Annotated in this window: 8 protein-coding genes; 7 read left to right on the top strand and 1 reads right to left on the bottom strand. The window is 72.6% G+C overall.

From position 1 onward, the window contains the following. Window positions 1-199: 199 nt before the first annotated feature. From ppk2 to rpsD, 3 genes are all read left to right on the top strand, one after another. Complete coding sequence (ppk2, locus tag ACZ38L_RS06425) at window positions 200-1,057, top strand: polyphosphate kinase 2 (RefSeq protein WP_465689803.1); 858 nt, start codon at window positions 200-202, stop codon at window positions 1,055-1,057. Window positions 1,058-1,088: 31 nt separating this feature from the next. Continuing rightward, complete coding sequence (locus ACZ38L_RS06420; RefSeq protein WP_465689801.1) at window positions 1,089-2,438, top strand: replication-associated recombination protein A; 1,350 nt, start codon at window positions 1,089-1,091, stop codon at window positions 2,436-2,438. Window positions 2,439-2,762: 324 nt separating this feature from the next. Continuing rightward, window positions 2,763-3,377 (top strand): 30S ribosomal protein S4, encoded by a 615-nt coding sequence (gene rpsD, locus ACZ38L_RS06415; RefSeq protein ID WP_465689799.1) that lies wholly within the window; start codon window positions 2,763-2,765, stop codon window positions 3,375-3,377. A gap of 87 nt (window positions 3,378-3,464) precedes the next feature. Here the strand turns inward: rpsD and ACZ38L_RS06410 are convergent, their stop codons facing one another. Continuing rightward, entirely contained in the window at window positions 3,465-5,558 is a 2,094-nt protein-coding gene (locus ACZ38L_RS06410; RefSeq protein ID WP_465689797.1) for an ATP-binding protein, read from the bottom strand. Window positions 5,559-5,726: 168 nt separating this feature from the next. On the opposite strand from ACZ38L_RS06410, the gene ACZ38L_RS06405 reads away from it, so the two are divergent. From ACZ38L_RS06405 to ruvX, 4 genes are read left to right on the top strand one after another with little or no spacing between them, the layout of a single operon-like run. Next, window positions 5,727-6,206, top strand: a complete 480-nt coding sequence (locus tag ACZ38L_RS06405; RefSeq protein WP_465689795.1) for a DUF948 domain-containing protein — start codon at window positions 5,727-5,729, stop codon at window positions 6,204-6,206. 5 nt (window positions 6,207-6,211) lie between these two features. Continuing rightward, window positions 6,212-6,628 carry a DUF6167 family protein gene (locus ACZ38L_RS06400; protein WP_465689793.1) on the top strand — a complete coding sequence of 139 codons (417 nt, stop codon included), beginning with the start codon at window positions 6,212-6,214 and terminating at the stop codon, window positions 6,626-6,628. Further along, on the top strand, window positions 6,628-9,297 hold the full coding sequence (gene alaS, locus ACZ38L_RS06395) for an alanine--tRNA ligase (RefSeq protein ID WP_465689791.1): 2,670 nt from the start codon (window positions 6,628-6,630) through the stop codon (window positions 9,295-9,297). Before ACZ38L_RS06400 ends, alaS begins: the two co-directional genes overlap by 1 nt. Window positions 9,298-9,308: 11 nt before the next feature. Next, window positions 9,309-9,794, top strand: coding sequence for a Holliday junction resolvase RuvX (gene ruvX, locus ACZ38L_RS06390; protein WP_396565910.1), 486 nt, complete (start codon window positions 9,309-9,311; stop codon window positions 9,792-9,794). Window positions 9,795-9,931: the final 137 nt, after the last annotated feature.

Genomic DNA, 9,931 nt, shown 5'->3' with positions numbered 1-9,931 from the left:
CCCCACACACGACCCCACCCCACCCCCCCCCCCCCCCCCCACACCCCCCCCCCCCCCCCCCCCCCCCCCCCCCCCCCCCCCCCCCTCGGTCGTGTCGGGACCTGCCCGGGCATGCCCCCGTTCGCCGCTGCCGGACTGCGCCGCTCGGTGCGCGGCCCTACGGTGAGGGATCAGCAGACCCCGCCCCGGGAGGCCCGCCGTGACCGACCAGCCCGTTCACCAGCCGCGGCTGAAGAAGGAGCCCTACGAGAAGGAGCTGCTGCGCCTGCAGGCCGAGCTGGTGAAGCTCCAGACGTGGGTGCGCGCCGAGGGGGTCCGGCTGGTGGTGCTCTTCGAGGGCCGGGACGCGGCGGGCAAGGGCGGCGCGATCAGGCGGGTGACGGAGTACCTCAACCCCCGCTTCGCCCGGATCGCCGCACTGCCCGCCCCGACCGAGCGCCAGCGCGGCCAGTGGTACTTCCAGCGCTACGTCGAGCAGCTGCCGGCCGCCGGCGAGATCGTGCTCTTCGACCGCAGCTGGTACAACCGGGCCGGTGTCGAGCGCGTGATGGGCTTCTGCACCGACGAGGAGTACTGGCAGTTCCTGCACCAGTGCCCGACCTTCGAGCGGATGCTGATCGAGGCGGGCATCCTGCTGCGCAAGTACTGGTTCTCGGTCAGCGACACCGAGCAGGAGCGCCGGTTCCGGGCCCGGCTGAACGACCCGATGCGCCGCTGGAAGCTCTCCCCGATGGACACCGAGTCGATCACCCGCTGGGAGGACTACTCGCGGGCCAAGGACGAGATGTTCATCCACACCGACCTCCCGGATTCGCCGTGGCACGTGGTGGCGAGCGACGACAAGCGGCGGGCCCGGATCAACATGATCGCCCACCTGCTCTCCACGGTCGGGTACCAGGACGTCGCCGTGCCTCCGGTCGACCTGCCGCCGCGGCCGCCCTCCAAGGGCTACCAGCGCCCGCCGCGCGACCTGCAGAAGTACGTCCCGGACCATGCGGCGGAGCTGCGCGAGTCGGCGGCTCACCGGAAGAAGCCGGCGGCCCACCGGAAGAAGTAGGGCTGTCCGACCCCTCGCATAGGCTGACGGGGTGGACGAACCGGACCTCTTCACCGCCGCCGCCGAGGAACGCCAGAGCAGGGAGCCCGGCCGGGCGCCGCTGGCCGTCCGGATGCGCCCGCGCACCCTGGACGAGGTGGCCGGCCAGCGCCGCCTGCTGCAGGCCGGCTCGCCGCTGCGGCGGCTGGTGTCCGGGGCCCACGGGCCGGCCGCGACCAGCTCGGTGATCCTCTGGGGGCCGCCCGGCACCGGCAAGACCACGCTGGCCCACGTCATCAGCCGGGCCGTCGAGGGCCGGTTCGTCGAACTCTCCGCGATCACCGCCGGGGTCAAGGAGGTCCGCGCGGTGATCGACGGCGCCCGCCGCGCGGTCGGCATGAGCGGCCAGGAGACGGTGCTCTTCCTGGACGAGATCCACCGCTTCTCCAAGGCCCAGCAGGACTCGTTGCTGCCCGCGGTGGAGAACCGCTGGGTCACCCTGATCGCGGCCACCACCGAGAACCCGTACTTCTCGGTGATCTCCCCGCTGCTCTCCCGCTCGTTGCTGCTCACCCTGGAGTCGCTGACCGACGACGACGTCCGCGCCCTGCTGCGCCGCGCGGTGCTGGACGAGCGCGGCCTGGAGGGGCGGCTGGAGCTCAGCGAGGAGGCCGAGGACCACCTGGTCCGGCTCGCCGGCGGGGACGCCCGGCGGGCGCTGACCACGCTGGAGGCGGCGGCCGGCGCGGCGCTGGAGCAGGGCGAGGCGGTGATCTCGCTGGCCAGCACCGAGAGCGCGGTCGACCAGGCCGCCGTCCGTTACGACAAGGACGGCGACCAGCACTACGACGTGGCCAGCGCGCTGATCAAGTCGATCCGCGGCAGCGACGTGGACGCCACCCTGCACTACCTGGCTCGGATGATCGAGGCGGGGGAGGACCCACGGTTCATCGCCCGCCGGTTGATGATCTCGGCCAGCGAGGACATCGGCCTGGCCGACCCGACCGCGCTGCCCACCGCGGTGGCGGCGGCCCAGGCGGTGGCGCTGATCGGGTTCCCGGAGGCCCGGATCATCCTCTCCCAGGCCGCCATCGCGCTCGCCCTGGCGCCCAAGTCCAACGCCGCCTACCTGGCGATCGACGCCGCGCTGGCGGACGTCCGGCAGGGCCTGGCCGGCGCCGTCCCACCGCATCTGCGCGACGCGCACTACGGCGGCGCCGGCCGGCTCGGCCACGGCAAGGGCTACCAGTACCCGCACGACCTGCCCGGCGGCATCGCGGCCCAGCAGTACGCACCGGACACCGTGCACGGCCGGGAGTACTACCGGCCGACCCGGCACGGCGGCGAGGCCCGCTACGCGGACATCGTCGAGTGGACCCGCGGCAAGCTCAAGGGGGAGTGAACCCCGGCTCCCGGCAGCCGGTATACTTCGTCGGAGTGCCATGTCCCGGGCACGGCGGCGAGCGCGAGCCCGACCGACCGGCCGCACCAGCGGGACACCGGCCAGCGGCCCCCTGAGGGGTGCCGCCAGGAGCGTCGCGCACCGTTTCGGTGTCGCGGGCAGCCCACCACCTTCGCGGCGGTGGGCCACCCGTGTGCAAGCACGTCCGTGCCCGGCCCCGGAGAGCGGCTGATCACCCTCGGGTGGTTTCTCCGGACCGCGAGAGGCGACCTCCGTCAACACCTGGTGAAGCCGTATTCGCAACGTGAAAGAGGTAATGGTTCCATGGCGAACCAGAAGCGTCCCAAGGTCAAGATCGCTCGTGCCCTGGGCGTTCCGCTGACCCCGAAGTCCGTCAAGTACTTCGAGGCTCGCCCGTACCCGCCCGGCCAGCACGGCCGTGGCCGCAAGCAGAACTCGGACTACAAGGTCCGTCTGCTCGAGAAGCAGCGTCTGCGCGCCCAGTACGACCTGAGCGAGAAGCAGATGGCCCGCGCCTTCGACCGCGCCCGCAAGGCCGAGGGCAAGACCGGTGAGGTGCTGGTCGCCGAGCTCGAGACCCGTCTCGACTCGCTGGTGCTGCGCTCCGGCATCGCCCGGACCATCTACCAGGCCCGCCAGATGGTCGTGCACGGTCACATCCAGGTCAACGGCACCAAGGTCAACAAGCCGTCGTTCCAGATGAAGCCGGGCTACGTCGTCACGGTCAAGGACAAGTCCAAGGAGAAGGTCCCGTTCCAGGTCGCCCGTGAGGGTGGCTACGCGGGTGAGGGCCAGACCCCGAAGTACCTCGAGGTCAACCTCAAGGCCCTGGCCTTCCGCCTGGACCGCCTGCCGCAGCGTCGTGAGGTCCCCGTGATCTGCGACGAGCAGCTGGTCGTCGAGTACTACTCGCGCTGACCCGCGAGGCCGGTACCCCGTACCGGCACTGGAGCCCCCGCCGCCTTCGGGCCGCGGGGGCTCCGCCCGTTCCGGCGCCCGGGGCCTTCAGCGCACCGTGTCGCAGTCCAGCACCCGGCGGACCGTCGCGTCCAGGTCGAGCCGGGTCCCCGCGGCGAACGCCTCGGCGAACTCCCGCTCGGTCAGTCCGGCCCGGGCCCGTGCCTCGCACTCCCGGTGGGGGGTGTTGAAGGTGGTGGAGCCGAACAACGGGATCCCCACCGCCTGCCAGATCCGGTGCGCCGCGCCCTGGAGCAGCCTGGCCTCCACCAGGTCCGGAGCGTGCTCCGGCTCGGTCTCCAGCAGGGCCAGCAGCTCCAGGCCGAGCACGATCCCGACCAGGTCGCGGAAGAGGTGGTTGAGTCGCACGCATTCGAGGACGTGCGCCCGAGCCTGCCGGACGTCCCCGGCCAGCCACTGCGAGTAGGCCATCGCGTACATTCCGTACGCGTACGCCCATTGCTCGCCGTGCTCCTCGCAGACCTCGCGTAACCGGCTCATCCACCGCTCGCCGCGCTCCTCGTCGCCCAACAGCAGGGCGGCCAGGCCGAGTTCGAACATCGCCATCAGAACGTTGCTGTTCAGCTCGTCGATCGTCTCGTAGTGCCACAGCGCGTCCTCGAACAGCTCGGCGGCGCGCGGCAGTTGGTCGCCGATCAGGGCGGCGCAGCCCATCCGGTGCAGCGCGTAGGCGAGCGCCCGGTCGTCGCCGGTGGCCAGTGCCTGGTGGCGACACTCCTCCAGCGCGGGCAGCGCCCGGCCCGGATCGCCCTGCAGGGTGGCCATGTAGCCGGTCACCCAGAGCGCCTTGGCCCGGGCCTCGGTCGGCGCCGGGGCCAGCGCCAGCGCCCGGTCCAGCCAGTGCCGGCCCTCGCCGAGGTGACCGGAGCCGACCCAGTAGTACCAGAGCGTCCCGGCCAGCAGCAGGGCGAGCTGCTCCTCGCCCGGCTCGCTGAGGCTGAACTCCAGCGCGGCCCGCAGGTTGCCGTGCGCCTGCCCGGTCCGCTCGGCGGTCTCCACCTGGCGCGGGCCGAACCACTCGGCCTCGCCCCAGACGGCCAGCCCGAGGTACCAGTCCCGGTGCCGGCGGCGCAGTCGGTGCTCCTCGCCACCGGCGCGCAGCCACTGCGCGCCGTACTCGCGCACGGTGTCCAGCAGGCGGTAGCCGGCCGCGCGGACGTCCTCCTCGCGCAGCACCACGGACTTCACCACCAGGTCGGCGAGCAGGTCGAAGACCGCCTCCGGGTCGATCCCGTAGCCGCCGCAGACGTACTCGGCGGCCTCCAGGTCGAAGCTGCCGGCGAAGACCGAGAGCCGGGCCCAGAGCAAACGTTCCTGCAGGTCGCAGAGCTCGTGACTCCACCCGATCGTGGTGCGCAACGTCTGGTGTCGCGGCAGTGCGCCGCGCTCGCCGCCGGTGAGCAGCCGGAACCGGTCGTCCAGGCGCAGCACGATCTGCTCCACCGACAGCGCCCGCAGTCGCCCGGCGGCCAGCTCCACGGCCAGCGGGATGCCGTCCAGCCGGCGGCAGAGCAGGGCGACCTCGGCGCTGTTCCGCGGGGTCAGCGCGAAGCCGGGCAGCACGGCGGCGGCCCGGTCGGCGAACAGCCGGACCGCCTCCGCCGGCTCGCCGTCCACGCCGTCCACGGCCAGCGGCGCCAGCGTGAGCAGGTGCTCGCCCGCGGTGCGCAGGCTCTCCCGGCTGGTGACGAGCACCCGCAACCGCGGCGCGGCCCGCAGCAGCGCGCAGACCAGGGCGGCGCAGGCGTCCGCCAGGTGCTCGCAGCCGTCCAGCAGGACCAGCAGCCGACGGTCCGCCAGCTGCTCGGTCAGCACCTCGACCGGTGGCCGGGCGGTCGAGTCGGTCAGCCGCAGCGCCTCCTGCACCGCGTGGCCGAGCATCCCCGGGTCCTGGACGTGGCCCAGCTCGACCAGGTGCACACCGTCCGGGAAGTCCTCCGCGGCCCCGGCCGCGGCGCGCAGCGCCAGCCGGGTCTTGCCGACGCCGCCCGGACCGGTGACGGTGACCAGCCGCGCGGTGCCGAGCAGCCGGGCCAGTGCGGCCAGTTCCGCCTCGCGCCCGACGAAGCTGGTGACCTCGGCCGGAAGCTGCCCGCCGGGTCCTGGGGATTCCTCCGACACGGCCACCTCTCTTGCTGTTCCCGGGGTTTCCGGAACCTGGTCGGCCCAACGAGGTCCCCCGCCGCTCGGTTACGCCGCGACGAGGGGCTTCGCCAGCGGTTATCCGGTCGGGACAAGCGGGTCGGGCGCGATAGGGTTCCCTCCTAGGGAGCGAAGGGAGCACGCGAGGTGTCCGTGGGAGAGCTGGCCGGCCTGATCGTGGCCGTGGGCTGGGCGGTCCTGGTCACCCTGCTCGCCGTGGTGCTGGTGCGGCTGTCCAAGGTGCTGCGGGAGGCCACCGTCCTGGTCTCCGCCGTCACCGAGCAGGCCGTTCCGCTGCTGTCCGACGCCAGCGACGCGGTGCGCAGCGCGCACCAGCAGTTGGAGCGGGTGGACGACATCACCGCCAACGTGCAGGACGCGGCCGCGAACGCCAACGCGCTCTCCTCCACCGTCGCCGCCACCCTCGGCGGCCCGCTGGTCAAGATGGCGGCCTTCAGTTACGGCGTCCGCAAGGCGGTCGGCAAGCAGCAGGCCGGTCTGACGCTGCCTCGGCAGAGTGCCGAGCACGAGGCACTGGCCCGGATGATCCGGGCCGAGGTGCGGGCCGCCACCGCTCCTCGCCGGGGCGGTCTGCTCTCCCGTGTCCGGCGAGCCGTGAAGGGCTGATCACCGTGGTTCGACGCATCTTCTGGATGACGGTCGGCGCCGGCGCCGCCGTCTGGGCCATGAACAAGGCCAACGAGGCGACCCGCCGGCTCACCCCCGACAGCCTCTCCGGCACCGCCGCGCGTGGTGCCCTCCACCTCGGTGACGCCGCCAAGCGGTTCGCGCTGGACGTGCGGGCCGGCATGGCCGAGCGCGAGGAGCAGCTCCGCACCGACCTGGGGCTGGACGGCACCGCCGTGCTGGAGCCGTCGCGCCGCCGGCCGTCCGGCCCGCGCGGCGGTGAGTACCGAGCTATCTCGGCGGCCCCAGGCACGCCTGCGGCCGCCCTGCCCCCGTCGCGCACCACCCCCCACGTCATCGCGTCAACACCCCGCCCGCTCGAACCGGGCCGGGGCAGTACCCAGAACCGGAAGGACCACTAATGGAGTCGGCAGAGATCCGCCGCCGCTGGCTGCGCTTCTTCGAGGAGCGCGGCCACACCGTCGTTCCGTCGGCGTCGCTGGTCGCCGACGACCCCACCCTGCTGCTGGTCAACGCCGGCATGGTGCCGTTCAAGCCGTACTTCCTGGGTGAGGTCAAGCCCGCCTTCTCGACCGCCACCAGCGTGCAGAAGTGCGTGCGCACCCTGGACATCGAGGAGGTCGGCAAGACCACCCGGCACGGCTCGTTCTTCCAGATGTGCGGCAACTTCTCCTTCGGCGACTACTTCAAGGAAGGGGCCATCAAGTACGCGTGGGAGCTGCTCACCACTCCCGTCGCGGACGGTGGCTACGGCCTGGAGAAGGAGCGGCTCTGGATCACCGTCTACCAGGACGACGACGAGGCCGAGCGGATCTGGCGTGAGGTCATTGGCGTTCCCTCCGAGCGCATCCAGCGCCTGGGCATGAAGGACAACTTCTGGTCGATGGGCGTGCCCGGCCCGTGCGGCCCGTGCTCGGAGATCAACTACGACCGCGGCTCCGCCTACGGCGAGGAGGGCGGCCCGGCCGTCAACGGCGAGCGCTACCTGGAGATCTGGAACCTGGTCTTCATGCAGTACGAGCGCGGCCACGGCGACGGCAAGGACGGCTTCGAGATCCTCGGCGACCTGCCGAGCAAGAACATCGACACCGGCCTCGGCCTGGAGCGGCTGGCCGCGATCCTGCAGGGCGTCGACAACCTCTTCGAGATCGACACCAGCCGGATGATCCTGGACCGGGCCGCCGAGCTGACCGGTCACACCTACGGCGCCGACCACAAGTCCGACGTCTCGCTGCGCGTGGTCACCGACCACATCCGCACCGCGGTGATGCTGATCGGTGACGGTGTCACCCCCGGCAACGAGGGCCGCGGCTACGTGCTGCGCCGCATCCTGCGCCGCGCGATCCGCAACATGCGCCTGCTCGGCGCCACCGCTCCGGTGGCCAAGGAGCTCATCGACACCACCATCAAGGCGATGGCCCCGCAGTACCCGGAGCTGGAGAGCGACCGCAAGCGGATCGAGACGGTCGCCGTCGCCGAGGAGGCCTCCTTCCTGCAGACCCTGCGCACCGGCACCAACCTGCTGGACGCCGCGGTCACCGAGGCCAAGCAGGCCGGCCACCCCGCCCTCTCCGGTGAGAAGGCCTTCCAGCTGCACGACACCTACGGCTTCCCGATCGACCTCACCCTGGAGATGGCCGAGGAGCAGGGCCTGCAGGTGGACGAGGCCGGTTTCCGCCGTCTGATGCAGGAGCAGCGGGACCGCGCCAAGGCCGACGCCAAGGCCAAGAAGATGGGCCACGCCGACGTCGCCGCCTACCGCGAGGTGGCGGACAAGTCCGGCGCCAGCGTCTTCACCGGCTACACCGCCACCGAGGGCGAGGCCACCGTGGTCGGCCTGCTGGTGGACGGCGTTCCGTCCCCCGCGGCCACCGAGGGCGACGAGGTCGAGCTGATCCTGGACCGCACCCCGTTCTACGCCGAGGGCGGCGGCCAGCTCGCCGACCACGGCCGGATCCGGCTGGACTCCGGCGCGGTGGTGGAGATCCGCGACGCCCAGCAGCCGGTACCCGGGGTGATCGTGCACTCCGGCGGAGTGCTCTTCGGCGAGGTGGTGCTCGGCGCCTCGGCGTACGCGACGATCGACATCGAGCGCCGCCGCGCGGTCTCCCGTGCCCACAGCGCCACTCACCTGACCCACCAGGCGCTGCGCGACGCGCTCGGCCCCACGGCCGCGCAGGCCGGTTCGGAGAACGCCCCCGGCCGCTTCCGCTTCGACTTCGGCTCGCCCGCCGCCGTGCCCGGCACCGTGCTGACCGACGTCGAGCAGAAGATCAACGAGGTGCTGAGCCGCGAGCTGGACGTCACCGCCGAGGTCATGACGATGGACCAGGCCCGCAAGCAGGGCGCCATCGCGATGTTCGGCGAGAAGTACGGCGACTCGGTGCGCGTGGTCACCATCGGCGACTTCTCCAAGGAGCTGTGCGGTGGCACGCACGTCGGCAACACCGCCCAGCTGGGCCTGGTGAAGCTGCTCGGTGAGTCCTCGATCGGCTCCGGCGTGCGCCGGGTCGAGGCGCTGGTCGGCGTGGACGCCTACAAGTTCCTGGCCCGCGAGCACACCGTGGTCGCCCAGCTGACCGACCTGGTCAAGGGCCGCCCGGAGGAGCTGCCGGAGAAGATCTCCGGCATGCTCGCCAAGCTCAAGGACGCCGAGAAGGAGATCGAGCGGTTCCGTGCCGAGAAGGTGCTGGCCGCCGCCGCGGGGCTGGCCGACTCGGCCGAGGACGTCCGGGGTGTGGCGCTGGTCGCGGCCCGGGTCGCCGACGGGGTCGGCGCGGACGAGCTGCGCAAGCTGGTCCTCGACGTCCGCAACCGGCTGGGCTCGCGCCCGGCCGTGGTGGCCGCGTTCACCGTGGTGAACGACCGCCCGCTGACCGTGATCGCCACCAACGAGGACGCCCGCGGTCGTGGCGTCAAGGCCGGCGAGCTGGTCCGCACCGCGGCCAAGACGCTCGGCGGCGGCGGTGGCGGCAAGGACGACGTGGCGCAGGGCGGTGGCAGCAACCCGGCCGCCGTCGGCGAGGCGATCGACGCCGTGCGCGCCCTGGTCGCGGAGCGCGCCGCCTGATGGAGTCACCCGTGTCTGTCGGTTCGGAACCCAAGCCCTGGCGCCGGGGGCGGCGGATCGCCGTCGACGTCGGTGACGCCCGGATCGGGGTGGCGTCCTGCGACCCCGACGGGCTGATCGCCACGCCCGTGGAGACGGTCCCCGCCGGGGGCCGCTCCCAGGCGCGGCTCAAGGAGATCGTCGAGGAGTACGACGCCATCGAGGTGGTGGTCGGCCTGCCCCGCTCGCTGAGCGGCAAGGAGGGGCCGGCGGCGGAGAAGGTGCGCGGCTACGCCGGGCGGCTGGCCGCGCTGCTCGCTCCGGTGCCGGTCCGCCTGGTCGACGAGCGGATGACCACGGTCACCGCGGCCCAGGGCATGCGCGCCTCCGGTGTGAAGGCCAAGAAGGGCCGGGCGGCGATCGACCAGGCGGCGGCCGTGGTGATCCTGCAGAGCGCTCTGGAGGCCGAACGGGTGAGCGGTCGAGCGCCTGGTGAGAGCGTCGAGCCGGTCAGTTGATATTCCTGATCTAGCGTGCCTGTGGGGGGGGGGGGGGGGGGGGGGGGGGGGGGGGGGGGGGGGTTTCCCTCTCCCCCCCCCCCGTCGCACGGAAGGACACCAACCCCAACAACAAACACACCCCCCCGCCGCCCCCC

The sequence above is a fragment of the Kitasatospora sp. NPDC024654 genome (assembly GCF_055559155.1).
This window is presented reverse-complemented; position numbering and strand designations above follow the sequence as displayed.